The sequence below is a fragment of the Streptomyces sp. NPDC058872 genome (genome assembly GCF_042743065.1).
Classification (GTDB): Bacteria; Actinomycetota; Actinomycetes; order Streptomycetales; family Streptomycetaceae; genus Streptomyces.
On sequence record NZ_JBHYMK010000026.1, the window covers coordinates 15,346 to 34,032 of the forward strand.

Genomic DNA, 18,687 nt, shown 5'->3' on the forward strand with positions numbered 1-18,687 from the left:
CCCGCAGTTCCTACGGTGAGAGCCGTGATCCCCATGACCGCAGATGTCGTCCTTCCCTGCCTCGACGAAGCCGAGGCCCTGCCCTGGGTGCTGGCCCGCATCCCCGCCGGCTGGCGGGCGATCGTCGTCGACAACGGCTCCACCGACGGCTCCGCCGCGCTCGCGGCCGGCCTCGGCGCCACCGTCGTGCACGAGCCCCGTCGTGGTTTCGGCTCCGCCTGCCACGCCGGGCTGCTCGCCTCCGACGCCGAGTTCGTCTGCTTCTGCGACTGCGACGCCTCCCTGGACCCCGGCCTGCTGCCCGATCTGTTGCGTTCCGTGGCCGACGGCTCGGCCGACCTCGTCCTGGGCCGACGGCGCCCCACCGAGCGCGGCGCGTGGCCCGCCCACGCCCGGGCCGGGAACCTCGCGCTGTCCGGCCTGCTGCGGCGCAGGACGGGGTTGGTGCTGCGCGACCTCGGGCCGATGCGGGTCGCCCGGCGCGAGGCCCTGCTGTCGCTGGACCTGACGGACCGGCGCAGCGGCTACCCGCTCCAGATGGTCGTGCGGGCCGCCGACGCGGGCTGGCGCGTGCGGGAAGTGGACGTGCCGTACCGGCCGCGCTCCGGGCGGTCCAAGGTCACCGGAACGTGGCGGGGCACCTGGCAGGCCGTGCACGACATGCGCCGCGTCCTGGACGAGCCGGCACTGGTCGGCGGTGAGCGCCCGTGACGACGCTCCTCGTCATCGCCAAGCAGCCGCTGCCCGGTCGGGTGAAGACCCGTCTCACTCCCCCGTTCACTCCGGCGGAGGCCGCCTCCCTCGCCGAGGCGGCGCTCGGCGACACGCTCGCCGCGGCCCTCGAGGTCCCCGCCGACCGGCACGTCCTCGTCCTCGACGGACGGCCCGGCGCCTGGCTGCCGTCGGGGTTCCGACTCCTCCCCCAGGTGGCGGGCGGCCTCGACGTGCGCCTCGCCGCCGCGTTCGCCGCGTTCGACGGTCCTGCCCTGCTCATCGGGATGGACACCCCGCAGGTCACCCCTGCCGTCCTGGCCCCGGCCCTGTGCTGGGAGGAGCACGACGCCTGGTTCGGCCCCGCGTCGGACGGCGGCTTCTGGGCCCTCGGCCTCGCTTCCCCCGATCCCGCCCTCCTGCTCGGCGTTCCGATGTCCCGGTCCGACACCGGCTCCGTCCAACGCGCGCGGCTGCGCGCGGCCGGGCTGCGGATCGGTGCCTTGCCCGTCCTGCGGGACGTGGACACCGCCGAGGACGCGGCCCTCGTTGCGGCCGAGGCCCCCGACACCCGTTTCGCGGCGCTGCACGGTGCGCTGACCGCGACGCCGGCCGGAGCGGGCGCGTGACCATGACGACGGCCTGGCGTGCCGACCCGTACGCCGATGCCCTGCGCACCGGGCAGGGACCGCTCTTCCTGCGCCGCCACGACGGATGGCTCCTCCCCCTGGAGGTCGAGCGCTGGTGCGAGGCGCCCGATCGTGCGGACCGCTCCGTCCTGGGCCGCTGTCACGGGCCGGTGCTCGACGTCGGCTGCGGACCGGGACGGCTGGTCGCCGCGCTCGCCGCCGAGGGGCGCCGCGCGCTGGGCGTCGACATCAGCCCGGAGGCGGTCGCCCGCACCATCGGGCTCGGGGCGACGGCCCTGTGCCGTTCCGTCTTCGACCCCCTGCCGGGCGAAGGCCGCTGGGGCACGGCCCTGCTCATCGACGGGAACATCGGCATCGGCGGGGACCCGGCGGCCCTGCTGCGGCGGCTGGTGCGGGTGGTGTCACGATCCGGCCGGGTCATTGCGGAATGCGTGCCGGTGGACGTCGACGAACGCTGCGAGGTGCGGGTGGACGACGGCCGGGGCGGTCTGGGCGCGCCGTTCCGCTGGGCCCGTGTCGGCATTCCGGCGCTCACCGTGCACGCAGCCGCCGCGGGCTGGACGGTGACCGAGCAGTGGGACAGCGGGGGCCGCCGCTTCGCGGCCCTCACCCGTCAGTCGTCCGCCCGCCGGCTCCGGTGAGGACGCACCCGCCACCACCGTACGAGGACGACCGCTCCGGCCACCGCGGCCACGGCTGCCAGGACGATCACGAGGTTCCGCCCGTACGGCAGGGGCAGGGAAGAGGAGCTGGGGGGCTCTCCCGGGCGGACCAACGCGGGCAGCGTGACGAGGATCAGGCTCCCCGCCACCATCAGCGCCCCGCGCAGCACTCCCCGCTGGTGGCGTCCGACGAGCAGTAGCCCGACGGCGAGCACCAGCGGGGCGATGATCGCGTCGTGCAGCAGGAGCGCTCCGGCGAGCCACAGCAGGACGCCGGCCGGGCCCGGCTGGCGCACCACCAGCCAGGCGCCGATGCCGATCAGCACGAGCCCGAACCCGCCGGCCGTGTAGCGCAGTGCTTTCGCCGTCGTCATCACAGCACCTCCAGACGGTGCACCCACTTGGTCTGCAGCACTCCGGGGCGGTTGGGGGCGATGATCCGCGCCGGGAAGCCGTGGTCGAGGGAGAGCTGCTGCCCGTTGAGGGTGAGGGCGAGGAGCGTGAGCGGGTCGTCGACGTACTCCGTGCCCATCTCCATCACCCGGTAGGCGCCGCTCGCCTCCAGCGAGGTGACGCGCACGGCGTCCCGGCCCGGCCGTCCCCCCGCTCGGGCCACCAGGTCCCGCACCCGGACCCCGGCCCAGCGGGCCTGGACGCTCCAGCCCTCGACGCAGGCGATCGGCAGGTCGGAGGTGGCCGGGGGCATCGCGTACAGGTCATCGAGGGTGAGGGCGTACGGGCGGGGCCCCACGACGTCGAGGCGCCAGGTCCGCAAGGCCGGTGCCGAGATGCCGGCCGCGGCGGCGGTCCGGTTCACCGGTAGCCCCTGCGGTCCGTGGTCCGGATGCCGGGGGGCGAGCAGGTCGAAGGTCTTCAGCGGGGTGAAGGACTGTCCCACCGTCGTCAGCGTGACCACTCCGACGGCCGCTCCCATGCCGAGGAGGAGGGAGCGGCGGTCGGACACGTCCTCGGCGGGCAGGGCGAGGGTCCCCTTCGACCGCCTGCTCCAGTGGGCGGAGATCTCGGGGGCCTTGACCGCGACGTGCAGGAGGATCGAGCCGGCCACGACCCAGGCGACCGCGAAGTGCACCGGGACGAAGGAGAAGGGCCACGGGTACCACTGGACGATGTTGAGCAGACCGGTCAGGACCTGGAACACGGCCGAGGCGACCAGGACCGCGACGGAGAGCCGCTCCAGCGCGTGCCGCACGGACCGCAACGGCGGCCAGACGAACAACCGCGGGTAGACCGTCCAGAGCTTCACCAGCAGCAGCGCGATCGCCGCGAGACCGCTGGCGACGTGCAGCCCCTGGGTGAGCCGGTAGCCCCATGCGGGTCGGGCCGGAAGGTGGTTCGCGAGCCAGTCCGGCGGATGCTGGAGGTAGTGGCTGATGAGGCCGGTCAGGAAGCAGACGGCGAAGGCCGCGCCGAGCCAACGGCCCACGGCGGTCGCCGTCCGTGCGTCGTGCAGACGGCCGGTGAAGGCGGGTGGCCGTAGCTCGGACGGAACGATCCGGGGCGGTCTGGGGATGCGGAAGCTCATGCCGTCCATGACACCGCCGCGGAAGGCCCCGTGGACGGTCCGACACCTTACGAAACCCGAACGCCGCGACGGGTCGCCCGCCGTACGGCCGTGTGCACTGCCAGGCTGCGCCCATGCTTCGTGCCCGTCCGGTCCTCGTCACCGCCCTGCTGCTCGCCGTCCTGACCGCGGTCCTGACCGCCCTGCTCCACGAAAACGCCTCCGGGGGCGCCTTGGTGACGGGGTACGCGGGCTGCTGGGCGCTCTTCGCCGTTGCCCTGGTCGCCCTGCGCCGGGTCCCGGTGCGCGCGGTGGTCCCGCTCGTGCTCGCGGGGGCGGTCGCCGTCACCGCCACCGGGCTGGTGGCGGCGCCCCGCACGAGCACGGACTCCTACCGGTACGCCTGGGACGGTCGGGTGCAGGCCGCCGGCATCTCCCCGTACGACCACGCACCCGCCGCCCCGGCACTGGACCGGCTGCGCGACGACTGGCTCTTCCCCGACCGTGCCGCCTGCGCACACGGCCGGAACCTCGCTTCGCTGCCCGACGGCGGTTGCACCCGGATCAACCGGCCGACCGTCCACACGATCTATCCGCCCGTCGCCGAGGGCTGGTTCCTCCTGGTCCATGCCCTCTCACCGGCCGACAGCCGCCACAAGGCCCTCCAGGCCGGTGCCGCCGTCCTGTCCCTCGCGGTGACCGGCCTGCTGGTCGGCGTCCTGCGCCGGCGGGGAGATCCCCGGCAGGCCGCCCTCTGGGCCTGGTGCCCGGCCGTCCCCGTCGAGGCCGTCAACAACGCCCACGTCGACGTCCTCGCCGTGTTGTTCTCGGTCGCCGCCCTCGCCGTCGTCGCCCGGCGGCGGGTGACCGGCGGCGTCCTGCTCGGCCTCGCGATCGCCGCCAAACTGCTGCCCGCCGTGCTGCTCCCGGGCGCCGTCTCCGGTCTGCGCCGGCCCCGTGCCCTGCTGACGGTCGTCGCTCCGACCGTGGCCGTCGTCGGCTTGGTGTACCTCCCGTACGTGCTGCTGTCCCACGACTCCGTCCTCGGCTACCTCAGCGGCTACACGGAGGAGGAGGGATACGACGACGCGGGGGCCGGCGGACGCTACGCCCTGCTCCGGCTCGTGCTGCCCGACTCCTGGGCGCTCCCCGCCGTCCTGCTGGTCGTGACGGTGGTGGCGCTCGCGGTGTGGTGGCGCGGCGATCCCGAACGCCCCTGGCGCGGCGCCCTGCACACCACGGGGGCGGCCTTCCTCCTGCTGACCCCCGGCTACTCCTGGTACGCGCTCCTGCTGGTCGCGCTCGTCGCGCTCGACGGCCGCGCGGAGTGGCTCGGGATCGCCCTCGCCGGCGCGGTCGCCTATGTGGCCGGCCCGGTGGTGGGCTACGGCGTCGCCACGTTCGCCTACGGAGCGGCCGCCCTGGCCGTGTGTGCGGGCCTGTGGCTGCGCCGCCCGGGGGCCCGCACCCCGGGCAAACGGCTCGTGTCCCCCGACGGTCGGGCGGAGGAGGCGCCCGTCAGCGGCTCCGCTTCCTGAACGCGGAGGACGCCCTCGCCGAGGGCCGGCCGCGTTTCCCGCCGCGCGCACGGTGGGATCACCAGGGGGGTGAGCCCTGACGCGCGAGAACGCTGGATGCCCGATCGTCCCGAGGCCATGGCCCTGCTCTTCGCCCGGGCGGACTTCCCGTGGTGGATCGCCGGTGGTTGCGCGATCGAACTCGCGGTGGGCCGGGAGTTGCGCGGGCACGGGGACCTCGACGTCCTCGTCCTCCGGCGCGACCAGGCCCCGGTGCGTGCGGCGCTGGCCGACTGGGACCTGTACGTGGCGGATCCGCCCGGTCGGGGGGAGTTGCGGCCGTGGCACCCGGGAGAAGTCCTCCGACCGCCGCTCCACGACGTCTGGTGCCGTCGGACACCGGAGGCACCCTGGTCGGTGCAACTGATGCTGGACGAGGCCGAGGGCTCCTGGTGGGTTTCGCGGCGCACCCCGGAGGTCCGGCTTCCGATCGACCGGGTCGGGCGGACCAACGGGACGGGCATCCCGTACCTCGCACCCGAGGTGCAGCTCTTCTACAAGGCGAAGGCCCCCCGGGACAAGGACGAGATCGACTTCGAAGCCGTGCTGCCGCTGCTCGACGCCGCGGCGCGCGCCTGGCTGGTGGGGGCCATCGGGGTGGTCGAACCCCACCACCCCTGGCTCCGGCGGCTGCTTCCGGTTCGTCGAACGTGAACGGGAAGGGGCACCGGTGCGGGGAGGGCCGGTGCGCTCCCCCGCCGGTGCGGGGATGGCCCGCTGCCGCGGGCGCGAGGAGGCGGAGCTTGGCAAGGACCCCGAGGACCGATATTTTGAACGCGTTCACATTGAACGCGTTCCATCAACGGGGTGGGTCTTGGAAAGGCAATCGGTCCTCACGGGACAATCCGCGCTTGCGGTAGCCGCGGCCGTATCGATGGCGCCGGCTCTGATCATCGGCCTGCCGACCGTGCTCGGAGGCCTCTTCTTCCTGACCGCCCTCCCGGTGCTCCTCCCGCCCTGTCTCCGATGGGCACCGCGGACCTTCGCCTGGGTGTCCCTCGCCCTCGGAACGGGCCTGCTGGCCTGGTCGGTCGTCGGCCTCGCGGTGGGGATGTTCCTGTTCGCTCCGGCCGCCGTGCTGCTCCTCGTGGCGGCGTTCTTGGACCCCCACACCCGGCCGGGCGCACTGGGAGGCCTCACCGCAGTGGGCTTTCCCCTGGCGTTCATGCTCATGGCCTACGGGATCCCCGGTCTGTGACGCGCCCCGGCCACCGCCTGCGAGTCATCCGCCGCCGTCGGCCCGGCCGACGCCAGGAACAGCGGACGATGACCGGCCGTCACTTCCTCCGGTGCAGGTGGTGACCGGTACGGCGGGGGCGTCCGACACCGGTCGTGGCCGTTGTCGGACGCCCCCGGTCCCGCCCGGTCGGCGATCCGCCCCCGCTCAGCAGTCGACGGTGCCCCTGCGGATCGCGTGGCCGCCGGTGTTGCCGTCGTCGGCCCAGTAGACGGGCTTGGTGCCACCGGTGCACTCCTCGGCCGCGGCGAGCGCGAAGCCCTCGTTGTTCAGGTCGGGCATGCCGCTCGGGCGCTCGTGGACGGCGGCCAGGGCGAAGGCGCCGTCGGCGTCGATGCGCATGGTCCGGTGCTGGCCGGAACAGGTGTCGTCGCACACCACCCACAAGCGCGCGGCCTGCGGTTCCCACTGGAGCTCCATCACGCCGGACATGCCACTGGCGATCGTGGCGACCCGGGTGGCGGCGCCGCCGTCCTCGAGCACGTAGCCGTGGACCGATCCGGTGCCCTCGACGCCGAGGAAGAAGACGCCGCCGGTGTGCGCGCCGAAGCGGTCGGGATCGTAGGCCGCCCCGGTCGACTCGTCCTCGAACCCCGCGGTGGTGAGGGTGGCGTCGGGGATCCAGGTGATGGCCTCGAAGCCGGCGTTGGAGCCCACGGCGGGCAGGCCGGCGGTCAGGTTCCACTCCTTCGTGGCCGTCAGGCTGGTGCCGCTGCCGTTGGTGACGTCGTAGCGGAGCACCGACAGGCGGCTGGTGCCGGACGCGTCGCCGTTGCGTTCGCTCGCGACGTACGCGCCTCCAGCGGCGCCCGCGGCGGTCAGCGTCACCGCCTCGCTGTCGGGCGCACCGGTGCCGCCGGGGAAGCGCAGGGACTTTCCGGAGGTCCAGCCGTTCGTGGTGTCCGGCTGCCAACCTCCCGAACCGTCACGGACCAGACGCCACAGCCTGCCCGAGTTCTGGGCCCCCCACAGCACGGAGCCCTCCTCGTACAGACCGCTGAGGTCCGGGCCGATGACGTGGGAGCCGTCGGCCGTCGCCACGGAGCTGCCGCCGGGCCAGGCCTCGGGGGCCGTGCCGTCGCCGCAGTCGTTCAACGCGCCGAGGGTCAGGGGCGCCTGGCCGAAGGACCCGGTGCCGTCGGGGCAGCGGGACCAGGACGGAGCGGAGTGGCTGCTCCAGGCGAAGCTGTCGACCAGGGTGCCGCCGCCGGGCAGGTAGAGGCGGGCCTTGTCGTTGGAGCCGAGGCCGAACGAGCCGGAGACGTCGAAGGCGCGGACGGCGCCCGCGGCGAGCGTCGTGCCGGCCGGCACGGTGAACTTCGAGCCGTTCTTCTCGTCCTTGAGGATCCAGCCGGAGATGTCCACGGCGGCCGTTCCCTTGTTGAACAGCTCGATCGAGTCGTTCACCTGGCCGGTCGTCACCACCTCGTTGATGCGGACGTCGTCCGCCGGGGCCGCGTGTGCCGCGGGCGCGAGCACGGCGGCGGCGGCCGTCACGGAGCCGACCACGGCGAGGCGGAGCGGTGCGGTGCGAAGGGGGGCGGGGCGACGACGCCCGCGGGGAGCACGTACTTCGGGCACGGTGTCCGTCCTGGGAGGAGGAGGGGAGCGGTGTCTGGGCGAGACGAGGGTTCCGGCCGACGCCGAACGGCGTTGGGCATCGGCCCGGTCGCCGGGTGAACGCGTGCCGAACGACGGGTCGGCCGCTCTGGGGAGGGGGCGCGAGCGGCCCCGCCCGTCCGGACGTCGTCGGTACGGGCGCCGGGGGCACCGGTCGACGAGGACTGCGGGCCGGGGGACGTCCGCGGGGCGGCCCTCAGGCCGCGGAGCTGAAGGTCCGGCGGTAGGCGGCGGGCGAGATCCCGAAGGACGACTTCATGTGGGCGCGCAGCGAGTTGCCCGAGCCGAGTCCCGCCCGGTGGGCGACCAGGTCGATGGAGAGGTCGGTGGTCTCCAGCAGCTGCTTCGCGAGTTCCAGCCGTTGCGCGGTGAGCCACTGCCCGGGGGTCATGCCCACCTCGTCGCGGAAACGGCGGGTGAAGGACCTCAGGCTCATCCGCGCGTGTTCGGCGAGCTTGCCCAGGGGCAGCGGTTCGTCGAGGTGCTCCAGGGCCCACGCGCGGGTGGCAGTGGTACTGGAGAGGGTGGGCTCGGGTACCGGCCGGTCGATGAACTGGGCTTGCCCGCCGTCGCGCCACGGGGGCACGACGCAGATGCGGGCGGCCCGGTTGGCAGCCGCGGCGCCGTGGTCCCGGCGGATCATGTGCAAACAGAGGTCGACGCCGGCGGCCACACCGGCGGAGGTGAGCACATCGCCGTCGTCGACGAAGAGCACCTCCTCGTCGACCTTGACCTCCGGGTAGGCGCGACGGAACTCCGGAGCCAGGTTCCAGTGGGTGGTGGCCGGCCGCCCGTCGAGCAGTCCGGCGGCGGCCAGGACGTACGAGCCGGAGCAGATGGACACCAATCGGGTTCCGGGACGGATGCCGGCGATCGCCGCGTCGACCTCCGGCGGCAGCGGGCCGCCCCCGGCGAGCTCGGGCATGGCGTGTGTGGGCGGGATGATCACCGTGTCGGCGGCGGCGAGGGCCTCGGGGCCGGCCGCGGGCTGGACGACGAATCCGGCGTCGCTGAGGACGGGGCCGCCGTCGGCGGTGCACACGACGACCTCGTACAGGGGCCGTCCCTCGGCGTCCGCCACGCTGCCGAAGACGCGGGAGGGGATGCCGAGCTCGAAGGGGGGCACGCCCGGCAGGGCCAGCACCGCAATGCGGTGCCTGCGCTGCGGCTCACGGGGGTCGTCCCCGACCCGCTCGCCGTCCGCCACCGCGTCCCGCACATCCGTCATGGCCAGATCCTGTCACATCATGACCAAACGGCCAACACCGCGGAGGGACGGGTGGGCGGATCGTCTTCCGTGTCGCCACCGGAAGGGTTCCGGCGGGACACGGATCGAAACGGAACGAGGCGGAGAGAACATGCGCGCGATGGTCGTGGAGCAGTGGGGCGGGCCCGAGAACCTGGTCGAGCGCGAGGTGGAGCGGCCGGAGCCGGGCCTGAACGAAGTGCTGGTGCGGGTGCACGCGGCCGGGGTCAACCCGGTGGACTGGAAGACCCGCGCCAGTGGGGCCCTCGTCGCCTGGGGCGACGTGCCGGTCGTCGGCTGGGACGTCTCCGGCACCGTGGCGGCCGTGGGCCCCGGCGTCGGCGCGTTCCGCCCCGGTGACGAGGTCTTCGGGATGCCGCTCTTCCCCCGACAGGCGGGTGGTTACGCCGAATACGTGGTGGCCCCGGCCCGGCACCTCGCCCCCAAGCCCTCCTCCCTGACGCACGTGGAGGCAGCGGCCCTGCCGCTCGCCGCACTGACCGCGTGGCAGGCCCTGGTCGACACGGCGGACGTGCGTCCCGGGGAACGCGTACTGGTGCACGCGGCGGCCGGCGGCGTGGGCCACTTCGCCGTGCAGATCGCGAAGGCCCGGGGCGCGTACGTCATCGGCACCGCCAGCGCCGCCAAGCACGACCTGGTGCGCGGGCTGGGTGCGGACGAGGTGATCGACTACCGCACGGAGCGCTTCGAGGACGCCGCATCCGACGTCGACGTCGTGCTGGACGGCCTCGGGGGCGAGACGGCCGAACGCTCCCTGAAGGTGCTCCGGCCCGGCGGCCGACTGGTCACCCTGCCGGGGCCGGACGACGTACCCGGTGCGCCTGACGCGGTGCGGGCGCTGTGGATGCTGGTCGAGCCCGACCACCTGGGACTGCGCGAGATCGCCGCCCTGGTGGACCGGGGCGCCCTGCGCCCGGTGGTCGACGCGGTGCTGCCGCTGGCCGAGGCGGCGAAGGCGCACGAGATCGGCGAGCAGGGGCGCACCACCGGAAAGATCGTCCTGACGGTGGTCTGAGGCGCAGCCCGCACCGCGTCCCGAACCGTCGGTCGTCACCGACGGTTCGGGACGCGGTGATGCGGCGGCGGACCACAGGGGCTCGACAGCACGGCACCGGCGACGCCCGATGCCCGGTGTCCGGTGCCCCCGGGCGCCTCCGGGGACTCAGATCCCGCAGCTGGACGCCGACCAGAAGCGGCTGGAGCGGTGGTCGACGTGGGTGTGGTCACCGTGCCCGGGGTAGCCGGGGCCGAGGATGCCGCTGAACCCGTGGTTGCGGGCCTGGCGGGCGAGCGTGCACAGCGAGTGCGGCCCGGCGCCGAGGTCGGCGGCGTCGCCGTACAGGTGCCGGCTGGACGTGGCCCCGCCGACGGCGTCGTTGCAGGCCCGGCTGCGGAAGCCGCTGGTGACCGTGATGGACCGGTCCCCCAGTGCGTGACGGAGGGCCTCCAGTTTCCACATGGTGCGCAGCGCGTTGGCCTTGGCCGTGGCCGCGCTCACGGCGCCGCCCTCCCAGGTGGAGTTGCAGCGGTTGAGCTCGGCGTAGGAGAAGTGGGCCGGCGTGCAGTCGTCGTCCTGGAGTGCGTAGATCTTGCTGAAGGTCGCGGGTCCCGCGATGCCGTCGGCGGTCAACCCGTAGGCGGACTGGAAGCGCTTGACGGCCGCGGCGGTGGCGGGACCGTAGGAGCCGTCGATGTCGAGCACTGCGCCGTAGCCGGGATAGCCGGCGACACGGATCTGCAGGGTCTTCACATCGGCGCCGGAGGCTCCCTGCGCGAGGGTGCGCGACCAGGTGTAGCAGCTGTCCGCGCGGGCGGTGCCGGCGGTCGCCATCACCCCCAGCACCACAGATGACAAGAGCATGACAAATGAGAGGAATAGGCGTACGGACCGGGACTGGGCGGTGGATCCGGGCATCGAACCTCCATCACCGAACGGGCCGGGAACGGCCCTCGGAACGGGGCCGTCCCCGAAGGTTGGCGGCTCGGGTCGACGCGCGTCAACCATGCGTGTCCGGGCTTCATTTGTCGGCCCACTGAAACCCGCGCCGCATTCGTCCCCTGGCCGCACCGGCAACGGCGCGCACGGACCGTTCGGCGTCCGGCCGCGCCGTGCGGGCCGGACCGGCAAAGAACGGGCCGTCCCGCGGGGCCGCACGGCCGTCGACCGGACACCGGACGGGCCGTACGGCCGCCGCACCACGGATCAGCAGACCTCCGACGCGCTCGGCGCCCGCAGCGCCTCGGCGATGCCCTGGGCGAGGAACGGGATCCGGTGGGCGGGGACTCCCGCGATGTTGATGCGACCCGCGGTCGTGCCGTAGATGCCGGACCGGCGACGCATCCGGAGCATCGCCTCGGGGGTGAGGGGCAGCATCGAGAACATGCCCTTCTGCCGGGCGAGGGCCTGCGCCTGCTCCTCGTGGCCGAGCGCCCCCACATGGGCGACGAGGTCGGTCCGGTTGGAGGTGATGCGGTGGCGCATCACGTCGAGTTCGGTGCGCCAGACGGTGCGCAGGCGCTCGTCCTCCAGCACGGTGGCGACCACGGCGGCGCCGTGGTCCGGGGGCATCGAGTAGAGGGTGCGCGCGGCGTTCTGCAGGGCGGTCTCGACGTGCCGGAGCGCCCGCGCCGAGGGGCCGAGCACGATGGCGCACCCGGTGCGGTCGCTGTAGAGGCCGAAGTTCTTGGAGCAGCTGACGGCGATCAGCACCTCGGGGAGCCTTTCGGCCAGCATCCGGGTCGGCCGCAGATCGGCGTCGAGGCCGTCACCGAGGCCGTGGTAGGCGAGGTCGACGAAGGGGACCCAGCCGTTCGCCTCGGCGAGTCGGGCCAGTTCCTCCCAGGTCTCGAAGGAGGGATCGGCTCCGGTGGGGTTGTGGCAGCAGCCCTGCAGCAGGACGACGTCGCCGGGGCCCGCCCGGCGGAGGTCGTCCAGCATGCCCGCGCCGTCCGGCCGTCCGGCGGGGTCGAGCCACCGGTACGGACGCACGGTCAGGCCCGCGCCCTCGATGATGGGTCGGTGGTTGACGTAGGCGGGGTCACTGATCCACACCGTGGTGCCGGGGCGGGTCTGCCGCACGAGGTCGGCGAGCAGGCGCAGGGCTCCGGTGCCGGCCACGGTCTGGACGGCCGTCGCACGCGCGGTGAGGGACCCGTCGTCGAGGACGGTGGCGAGCATGGCCCGGTTGAAGGCGGCGTTGCCGGACAGGCCGCGGTACTCCTTGGAGCCGGAGCGTTCCGCCAGGAGCATCTCGGCCTCCTTCACCGCGGCCATGACGGGGGTGATCCCGGTGTGGTCGCGGTAGACGCCGAGGACGAGGTTGAGGCGCTCGGGGCGGGGGTCGGCGGCGTACTCGGCCGTGAGGTCCCACAGCGGGTCGGCGGGCGGGGCGGGGAGCAGCTCAAGCATCGGCGGACACCTTGGTCTGGGTACGTCGGTTGGCGAGGGCGACGCCGAGGGTGATGAGGGGGACCCCGATCACCACGGGCAGGGTCGGCGCCTCGTCGAGGAGGGGAACGGCGAGCAGGACGACGGCGACGGGGCTGAGGCTTCCGACGACGGAGCAGCGTTCCGGCCCGAGCCGGCGGATGGCGAACGCGTACAGCAGTCCGGCGCACAGGCCGACCCCGAGCCCCTGGACGACGAGGAAGAGCACGACGTCGGCGCCGGCCGCGTGGGCCAGGCCGGTGGGCAGGACCCCGGTGAGGGCCAGGAGCCCGATGACCACGAAGGAGGGCAGGCAGAGCAGCCCGATGGACCCCACGGGGTCGAGGTCCACCTCCCGCAGCCCCACGGTGTAGAGGGCCCAGAGGCCGCTGGCGACCAGCAGCGTTCCCGTGCCGAGCAGGACGTCCGCGTCGAGGGCGGCGGTGTAGCGCCACACCAGGGCCACGACGCCGGCCACGATGAGGACGAGGCCGGTCGCCTGCGTCCCGCGTGGAAGGCTCTTGCCGCCCGCGACCATGAGGCCCGAGACGAAGAGCGGGACCATGCCGGGGACGATCGCCCCGACGAACGCGGCGGAGGTCAGGGAGCCGCCGTACATGGCGGCGAGGAAGAACGGGACCCCGGCACCGCAAACGATCTTGATCGCGGGGGCGGGGCGGACCGCGAGCAGCCTGCGCCTACGGCGCCACAGGGCGGGCGCGAGAACCACGAGGGGCACCCCGAACCGCAACAGCGCGGCGTCGGCCGGCATCAGCGTGGAGGCGCTCAGCGCGCGGGCGCTGAGCGCGAAGGCCGCCCAGACCGACACGGTGAGCGCCAGGGCGACCATGCCCACGGCCTGCGGGGAGAGCCCTCGCAGCGGACCGGTCCCGGGCGTACGGGATGCGGAGTCCCCGTCGTGCCCCGTCGTGGGAGGCACGGGCGCGTGCGGCGTTCCCGCCGTACCCACCCCCACCGATTGCGTTGCGGCCACCGCCCGTTCCTCCTGCTCGACGTCTTTCCAGAACCCTCAGGGCGAACCGATGTGCGGTTTTGCCCCAGGAAGCAAGGCTAGAACTTCGAGCGGAGCAGATGATTGCCAGTTCTGCCCTCCAGACATAGCCTGGGGGCAGAATCTGCCAAGAACAGCCGGAGAGAGCCCATGGACGCCGTGGATTTCCAGATCGTCCACGAGTTGCAGGCCGACGGACGCCTGTCGAACCAGGACCTCGCCGACCGGATCAGGCTCTCCCCCTCCCCCTGCCTCCGCCGGGTGCGCCGCCTGGAGGAATCGGGACTGATCAGCGGCTACACGGCCACCGTCGACCAGGTCTCCTTCGGCCTGCCGATCACCGTTTTCGTACGCATCCGCCTGGAGCGCCACACGGCCGAGGCGGTCGGCGTGTTCGAGCAGCACGTCGGGCTCATCGACCACATCCAGGACTGCTACCTGATGGCCGGCAGCAGCGACTACCTGCTCCGGGTCGTCATCGAGAGCCTGGAGGCGTACGAGGTCTTCGTCCGCACCCGGATCCACGCGATTCCGGGCATCGCCTCGATCGAGTCCAGCTTCGCCTTCGGCAGCGTGAAGCAGTCGAGGGTCTACCCGCGCCCGGGCGCCCCGTCCGGCTCGCGGGCGGGCGGCGCTGCCGGCTGAGACGGGTCCGCACCCCGCGGTTCATCCAACCGCCACCCCGTCCACTCCACCGCAACACCGGGCATCTGCGCGCGGGGCCTACTTTCCGATCGCCCTCGTCCTGCGATCGAAAGGTTTGGCATGCCCAGTCGGAAGGTCACCATGGTGACCCTCGTCGGCACCCTCGCCACCGGCACCCTGGCCGCCACGGCGCTGACCGGCCTCGCACCCACCGCCGCTGCCGCCGACACCACGTTCACCGCAACCGCGGACACCTACGTCAGCAGCCAGAACCCCAGCACGAACTACGGCTCCTCGCAGCAGCTCGGCGTGGACAACAGCCCGGTCAAGCAGATGCTGCTGCGCTTCGACGTCTCCGGCGTCACCCAGCAGGTGACCGGCGCGAAGCTCCGGATCCACGTCGACGACGTGTCCGGCGCGGAGAGCAGCAACGGCGGCACGTTCCGTGCGATGTCCACCACCACGTGGTCCGAGACGTCCGTCACCTACAACAACCGGCCCTCCATCGACGGCGCCACGCTCGGCACCCTCGGCTCGGTCGCCCGCAACACCTGGTACGAGGTCGACGTGTCCTCGTACGTCACGGGCAACGGCACCTTCTCCATCGGCGTCACCTCGTCGAGCAGCAACGGCGCCGACTACGACGCACGCGAGACCGGCGCCACCGCCCCGCAACTGGTGATCGAGACGGGCGGCACCCCGACCCCGACCCCGAGCACCTCCACCACCAGCACTCCGCCGAGCGGCGACCCGGTGCTCGTCGGCGCGGGCGACATCGCCACCTCGGGGTCCGGGGACACCGCGACCGCGAACCTGCTCGACGGCATATCCGGCACGGTCTTCACCACCGGTGACAACGCCTACCCCGACGGCACCGCCTCGGACTTCTCGAACTACTACGCGCCCACCTGGGGCCGCCACAAGGACCGCACCCGACCGGCACCGGGCAACCACGACTACCACACCTCCGGCGCATCCGCGTACTACAACTACTTCGGCGCCAACGCCGGTCCGTCCGGACGGGGTTACTACTCCTACGACCTCGGCAACTGGCACGTGGTCTCGCTGAACTCCGAGACCTCCATGGCCGTCGGGTCGGCCCAGGAGCAGTGGCTCCGCGCCGACCTCGCCGCCAGCAACAAGCCCTGCACCGTGGCGTACTGGCACAAGCCGCGCTGGACCTCCAGCTCCAGCCACGGCCCGAGCACCTCGACGGGTCCGCTGGTCCAGGCGCTGTACGACTACGACGCCGAGGTCATCCTGACCGGCCACAACCACCAGTACGAGCGCTTCGCCCCGCAGAACCCCGGCGGCCAGCTGGACACCGCGCGCGGTCTGCGGCAGTTCGTCGCCGGCATGGGCGGCGCGAGCCTCTACGGCTTCGGCACCATCCAGCCCAACAGCGAGGCCCGCAACAACGACACCTTCGGCGTCCTGAAGCTGACCCTGCACGCGAACAGCTACGACTGGGAGTTCGTGCCGCAGGCGGGCAAGACGTACAACGACAGCGGCACGGGCACCTGCCACTGATCCCGTCCGCCCGGCCCGGACGCCGTTCGCACCGCCCGGCACGCACCGCGGGCGGCGCGGACGGCGTCCGACACCCGCCCCTTCACCCGGAGGTCGTCACCCCCGTGTACCTCTCCACGATCGGCAGGACGGAACTGTCGACCGACCCCCCGGCGCCCGGTCGGCGCGACCGCTGGAAGGTGGTCGGGGGGAACGTCCTCGCGCTCGGCACGGTCAGCCTGATCACCGATGTCTCCGCCGAGATGGTCACCGCCGTGCTACCGCTGTACCTCGTCCTCGGACTGCAGCTCAGCCCGGTCGCATACGGCGCCCTCGACGGTCTCAACACCGGGGCGACGGCCCTGCTCAGGATCGTCGGCGGTTACGCGGCCGACCGGGTCAGCCGGCGCAAGGCGGTCGCCGGAGCGGGATACGGCCTGTCGGCCCTCGCCAAGCTCGGCCTGGTGGCCGTGGGCAACTCCGTGACGTCGCTGGGCCTCGTCCTGACCGCGGACCGGGCGGGCAAGGGCCTGCGCACGGCCCCGCGCGACGCCCTCATCAGCCTCTCCGCCCCCGAGCACGCACTGGGCCGGGCCTTCGGGGTGCACCGCGCCATGGACGGCTTCGGCGCCTTCCTCGGTCCCCTCGCGGCCCTCGCCGTGCTCACGGCGGCCGGCCAGTCCTTCGAGGCGGTCTTCGTCACCAGCTTCTGCGTGGCGGCCCTGGGCGTGCTGGTCCTCTTCCTCTTCGTCCGGGACCGCAGGGAGGCCCGGCCACCGGCGGGCACCGTCTCGCTGCGCGCGGTGGGCCGGCTGGCGCGCACGGCCCCGGTGCGACGCCTGGTCTGTGCCGCCGCCCTCCTGGGACTGGCCACGATCGGCGACGGCTTCGTGTACCTGCTGCTGCAGCGGCACACGTCCCTGTCCATCGGCTGGTTCCCGCTGCTCGCCGTCGGCACGAGCCTCTCCTACCTCCTCCTGGCCGTCCCGCTCGGCGCACTGGCCGACCGGATCGGCCGCCTGCCGGTGATGCTCGGCGGCTACGGCGTCCTGGCCCTGGTCTACCTCCTGCTGCACGGCCCGCTGGACGGTCCCGTGCTCCTCGTCACGGTCCTCTTCCTCCACGGCCTGTTCTACGCCTCGACCGAAGGCGTCCTGATGGCCCTCGCGGGCCCCGTGCTGCCGGAGCGCCTGCGCACCACGGGCCTCGCCCTGGTGCAGAGCGGCCAGGCCCTGGCGTACCTCGGCTCGTCCGTGCTCTTCGGCACGGCGTGGCAGGCCTGGGGCGCGGCAGCGGCGAGCCGGGGCGCCGCGGTGGCGGTGGTCGTCGTGGGGGTGGCGACGGCCTTCCTCCTCGCTCCCCTGTCCCGCCGGGCCGCCCCGCCCCCCGAGGGCTCCCCCGCTGCCGGCGGCGGCCCGGCCCCCCTGGACTCCCCCGCCGCTTCCACGGATTCCCGGTCCCCGGACGAAAGGCCCGACTCCCCCTCATGAAGGCCATGAACACCCCCGCCCGACACGTGCACGTGAAGGTCCTGGTCACCCTGCTCGCCGCGGTACTGCTGGCGGCCCTCGCCGCCACCGTCGTCGTACGCGCCCGACAGGACGCGGCGCCCGGCTCCGCTGCGGAGGCCGGGGATCCGGTGGCCGCCGCTGCCGCCCCGGCAGCGGTCGGCCGCCCGGGCGCTCAGCTCCGGGTGCTGAGCAACGGGCTGCTGTCCACGGTGTCCCTCGCCGACCCGTCCGGCCCGCGCACCGTCACGTCGATGCGCTGCGACCGGGCGTACACGGCGGGCGGCACCACCGCCTGTCTGACACCGGCCGAAGCACTCAGCGGGCCGAAGCTCCTGGTCCTCGACGCACACCTGAAGACCCGGCGCACCGTTCCGCTGACCGGCCTGCCCAACCGCACCCGGGTCTCGGCCGACGGCCGCATGGTCGCCTGGACGCTGTTCGTGGGCGGGGACTCCTATGCCGGTGGCGGCTTCTCGACCCGGACCGGAATCCTGGACACGCGCACGGGCCGGGTCATCGCCTCCCTGGAGGACTTCGCGGTGTTCCGGGAAGGACGCCGCTACCGTGCCGCGGACATCAACGTCTGGGGCGTGACCTTCGCCGCCGACGACAACCGCTTCTACGCCACGCTGTCGAGCGCCGGGACCCGGTCCCTGGTGGAGGGGGACGTCACGGCCGGGACCCTGCGCACCCTGGCGGACAACGTCGAGTGCCCGTCGCTGTCCCCCGACGGCAGGAGGATCGCCTTCAAGGAGGCGGTCGGCGCCGACCCCGCCAAGGGCTGGCGGGTGTCCGTCCTCGACCTGGCGACCCTCCGGCGCACTCGACTCGCGGAAACGCACAGCGTGGACGACCAGGCGGCTTGGCTCGACGGAACCACCGTCGCGTACGCCCTGCAGCGCCCGGACGGCACCAACGACGTCTGGACGGTCCCCGCCGACGGCTCGGGCGCACCCCACCTCCTGGTGCCCGGAGCCGCCTCCCCCGCCGTCCTGCCGGCGGGCTGAGGGGGACCCCGCCACGACCGCCCCGCACGGGAACCGGAACACGCGCCGGAACGGCGGCGTGCGCCCTCTCGCCCGCACCGGGCCGGAAGCCCTCGTACCCCGGCCCGGTGCGCTGTGGACGGGTCCGTGGCGGACCCGCCGCACCGCTTCTGTCCCGACCGTTCGCGCCGTACCGCTGGGGGCCCGCCCCAGGGGTTCTCCACCGGGGAGGGCGCCGCGCACCGCGCGGCGCCCCCTCGCGCACACGTCCGGTTCACGGGCGCGGACCGGACGGGACCAGCCGGCGCCCGGACCGGGTGCGGGCGTGCTCCGGCCGGGTTCGCCCCCGTC

General features: G+C 73.6%; 18 protein-coding genes. 11 read left to right on the forward strand and 7 right to left on the reverse strand.

What is annotated here, in order from left to right; all coding sequences use genetic code 11:
* Positions 1-33 precede the first annotated feature (33 nt).
* Genes ACFW22_RS18425 through ACFW22_RS18435 form a run of 3 tightly spaced genes read left to right on the forward strand, consistent with a single transcriptional unit; the run spans position 34 to position 2,002 of the window.
* Positions 34-711: a glycosyltransferase family 2 protein gene (locus tag ACFW22_RS18425; protein ID WP_386405502.1), complete on the forward strand. Its 678-nt coding sequence runs from the start codon at positions 34-36 to the stop codon at positions 709-711.
* Positions 708-1,340 (forward strand): DUF2064 domain-containing protein, encoded by a 633-nt coding sequence (locus tag ACFW22_RS18430; RefSeq protein ID WP_386405319.1) that lies wholly within the window; start codon positions 708-710, stop codon positions 1,338-1,340. Before ACFW22_RS18425 ends, ACFW22_RS18430 begins: the two co-directional genes overlap by 4 nt.
* A 2-nt stretch (positions 1,341-1,342) precedes the next feature.
* Positions 1,343-2,002 carry a class I SAM-dependent methyltransferase gene (locus ACFW22_RS18435; RefSeq protein ID WP_386405505.1) on the forward strand — a complete coding sequence of 220 codons (660 nt, stop codon included), beginning with the start codon at positions 1,343-1,345 and terminating at the stop codon, positions 2,000-2,002.
* Here ACFW22_RS18435 and ACFW22_RS18440 read toward each other — a convergent pair.
* Both ACFW22_RS18440 and ACFW22_RS18445 read right to left on the reverse strand, forming a co-directional pair.
* The gene (locus tag ACFW22_RS18440; protein WP_386405322.1) at positions 1,975-2,397 is read right to left on the reverse strand and encodes a hypothetical protein; all 423 of its coding nucleotides are present in this window, start codon (positions 2,395-2,397) and stop codon (positions 1,975-1,977) included. The two genes, ACFW22_RS18435 and ACFW22_RS18440, sit on opposite strands and share 28 nt — an antisense overlap.
* Positions 2,397-3,566 carry a molybdopterin-dependent oxidoreductase gene (locus ACFW22_RS18445; RefSeq protein ID WP_386405325.1) on the reverse strand — a complete coding sequence of 390 codons (1,170 nt, stop codon included), beginning with the start codon at positions 3,564-3,566 and terminating at the stop codon, positions 2,397-2,399. The genes ACFW22_RS18440 and ACFW22_RS18445 overlap by 1 nt, the downstream gene beginning before the upstream one ends.
* Before the next feature lie 113 nt (positions 3,567-3,679).
* Between ACFW22_RS18445 and ACFW22_RS18450 the strand changes: the two genes are divergently transcribed.
* The 3 genes from ACFW22_RS18450 (at position 3,680) to ACFW22_RS18460 (ending at position 6,320) form a co-directional block, all read left to right on the forward strand.
* The gene (locus ACFW22_RS18450) at positions 3,680-5,083 is read left to right on the forward strand and encodes a glycosyltransferase 87 family protein (protein WP_386405328.1); all 1,404 of its coding nucleotides are present in this window, start codon (positions 3,680-3,682) and stop codon (positions 5,081-5,083) included.
* A gap of 96 nt (positions 5,084-5,179) precedes the next feature.
* Positions 5,180-5,776 (forward strand): nucleotidyltransferase domain-containing protein, encoded by a 597-nt coding sequence (locus ACFW22_RS18455; protein ID WP_386405331.1) that lies wholly within the window; start codon positions 5,180-5,182, stop codon positions 5,774-5,776.
* Positions 5,777-5,996: 220 nt separating this feature from the next.
* Positions 5,997-6,320, forward strand: coding sequence for a hypothetical protein (locus ACFW22_RS18460; RefSeq protein WP_386405334.1), 324 nt, complete (start codon positions 5,997-5,999; stop codon positions 6,318-6,320).
* 186 nt (positions 6,321-6,506) lie between these two features.
* Here the strand turns inward: ACFW22_RS18460 and ACFW22_RS18465 are convergent, their stop codons facing one another.
* Positions 6,507-7,940, reverse strand: coding sequence for a lamin tail domain-containing protein (locus ACFW22_RS18465; RefSeq protein WP_386405337.1), 1,434 nt, complete (start codon positions 7,938-7,940; stop codon positions 6,507-6,509).
* A 235-nt stretch (positions 7,941-8,175) separates the two neighbouring features.
* On the reverse strand, positions 8,176-9,207 hold the full coding sequence (locus ACFW22_RS18470) for a GlxA family transcriptional regulator (RefSeq protein WP_386405340.1): 1,032 nt from the start codon (positions 9,205-9,207) through the stop codon (positions 8,176-8,178).
* A 130-nt stretch (positions 9,208-9,337) separates the two neighbouring features.
* Here ACFW22_RS18470 and ACFW22_RS18475 point away from each other — a divergent pair, with 130 nt between their 5' ends.
* A complete protein-coding gene (locus tag ACFW22_RS18475; RefSeq protein WP_386405343.1) occupies positions 9,338-10,261 on the forward strand; it encodes an NADP-dependent oxidoreductase in 924 nt (307 codons plus the stop codon).
* A gap of 147 nt (positions 10,262-10,408) precedes the next feature.
* Here ACFW22_RS18475 and ACFW22_RS18480 read toward each other — a convergent pair whose 3' ends face one another.
* The 3 genes from ACFW22_RS18480 to ACFW22_RS18490 all read right to left on the reverse strand — a co-directional run bounded on the left by ACFW22_RS18480 (position 10,409) and on the right by ACFW22_RS18490 (position 13,667).
* Positions 10,409-11,107, reverse strand: a complete 699-nt coding sequence (locus ACFW22_RS18480) for a D-Ala-D-Ala carboxypeptidase family metallohydrolase (protein WP_386405346.1) — start codon at positions 11,105-11,107, stop codon at positions 10,409-10,411.
* Positions 11,108-11,449: 342 nt separating this feature from the next.
* On the reverse strand, positions 11,450-12,655 hold the full coding sequence (locus ACFW22_RS18485) for an aromatic amino acid transaminase (protein ID WP_386405349.1): 1,206 nt from the start codon (positions 12,653-12,655) through the stop codon (positions 11,450-11,452).
* Entirely contained in the window at positions 12,648-13,667 is a 1,020-nt protein-coding gene (locus tag ACFW22_RS18490) for a DMT family transporter (RefSeq protein ID WP_386405352.1), read from the reverse strand. Before ACFW22_RS18490 ends, ACFW22_RS18485 begins: the two co-directional genes overlap by 8 nt.
* 168 nt (positions 13,668-13,835) lie before the next feature.
* Between ACFW22_RS18490 and ACFW22_RS18495 the strand changes: the two genes are divergently transcribed.
* The 4 genes from ACFW22_RS18495 (at position 13,836) to ACFW22_RS18510 (ending at position 18,357) form a co-directional block, all read left to right on the forward strand.
* A complete protein-coding gene (locus ACFW22_RS18495; RefSeq protein WP_386405355.1) occupies positions 13,836-14,330 on the forward strand; it encodes an Lrp/AsnC family transcriptional regulator in 495 nt (164 codons plus the stop codon).
* 120 nt (positions 14,331-14,450) lie between these two features.
* A complete protein-coding gene (locus ACFW22_RS18500; RefSeq protein ID WP_386405358.1) occupies positions 14,451-15,860 on the forward strand; it encodes a DNRLRE domain-containing protein in 1,410 nt (469 codons plus the stop codon).
* 104 nt (positions 15,861-15,964) lie between these two features.
* Positions 15,965-17,329, forward strand: coding sequence for an MFS transporter (locus ACFW22_RS18505; RefSeq protein WP_386405361.1), 1,365 nt, complete (start codon positions 15,965-15,967; stop codon positions 17,327-17,329).
* A 5-nt stretch (positions 17,330-17,334) separates the two neighbouring features.
* Positions 17,335-18,357 (forward strand): hypothetical protein, encoded by a 1,023-nt coding sequence (locus ACFW22_RS18510; protein ID WP_386405364.1) that lies wholly within the window; start codon positions 17,335-17,337, stop codon positions 18,355-18,357.
* Positions 18,358-18,687 lie beyond the last annotated feature (330 nt).

Bases quoted from the DNA above. Each gene is read 5' to 3' on its own strand.
- ACFW22_RS18425 (WP_386405502.1), top strand. From the start codon at position 34: ATGACCGCAGATGTCGTCCTTCCCTGCCTCGACGAAGCCGAGGCCCTG.
- ACFW22_RS18435 (WP_386405505.1), top strand. From the start codon at position 1,343: ATGACGACGGCCTGGCGTGCCGACCCGTACGCCGATGCCCTGCGCACC.
- ACFW22_RS18440 (WP_386405322.1), bottom strand. From the start codon at position 2,397: ATGACGACGGCGAAAGCACTGCGCTACACGGCCGGCGGGTTCGGGCTC.
- ACFW22_RS18445 (WP_386405325.1), bottom strand. From the start codon at position 3,566: ATGAGCTTCCGCATCCCCAGACCGCCCCGGATCGTTCCGTCCGAGCTA.
- ACFW22_RS18450 (WP_386405328.1), top strand. From the start codon at position 3,680: ATGCTTCGTGCCCGTCCGGTCCTCGTCACCGCCCTGCTGCTCGCCGTC.
- ACFW22_RS18455 (WP_386405331.1), top strand. From the start codon at position 5,180: ATGCCCGATCGTCCCGAGGCCATGGCCCTGCTCTTCGCCCGGGCGGAC.
- ACFW22_RS18460 (WP_386405334.1), top strand. From the start codon at position 5,997: ATGGCGCCGGCTCTGATCATCGGCCTGCCGACCGTGCTCGGAGGCCTC.
- ACFW22_RS18470 (WP_386405340.1), bottom strand. From the start codon at position 9,207: ATGACGGATGTGCGGGACGCGGTGGCGGACGGCGAGCGGGTCGGGGAC.
- ACFW22_RS18475 (WP_386405343.1), top strand. From the start codon at position 9,338: ATGCGCGCGATGGTCGTGGAGCAGTGGGGCGGGCCCGAGAACCTGGTC.
- ACFW22_RS18480 (WP_386405346.1), bottom strand. From the start codon at position 11,107: ATGCTCTTGTCATCTGTGGTGCTGGGGGTGATGGCGACCGCCGGCACC.
- ACFW22_RS18485 (WP_386405349.1), bottom strand. From the start codon at position 12,655: ATGCTTGAGCTGCTCCCCGCCCCGCCCGCCGACCCGCTGTGGGACCTC.
- ACFW22_RS18495 (WP_386405355.1), top strand. From the start codon at position 13,836: ATGGACGCCGTGGATTTCCAGATCGTCCACGAGTTGCAGGCCGACGGA.
- ACFW22_RS18500 (WP_386405358.1), top strand. From the start codon at position 14,451: ATGCCCAGTCGGAAGGTCACCATGGTGACCCTCGTCGGCACCCTCGCC.
- ACFW22_RS18510 (WP_386405364.1), top strand. From the start codon at position 17,335: ATGAACACCCCCGCCCGACACGTGCACGTGAAGGTCCTGGTCACCCTG.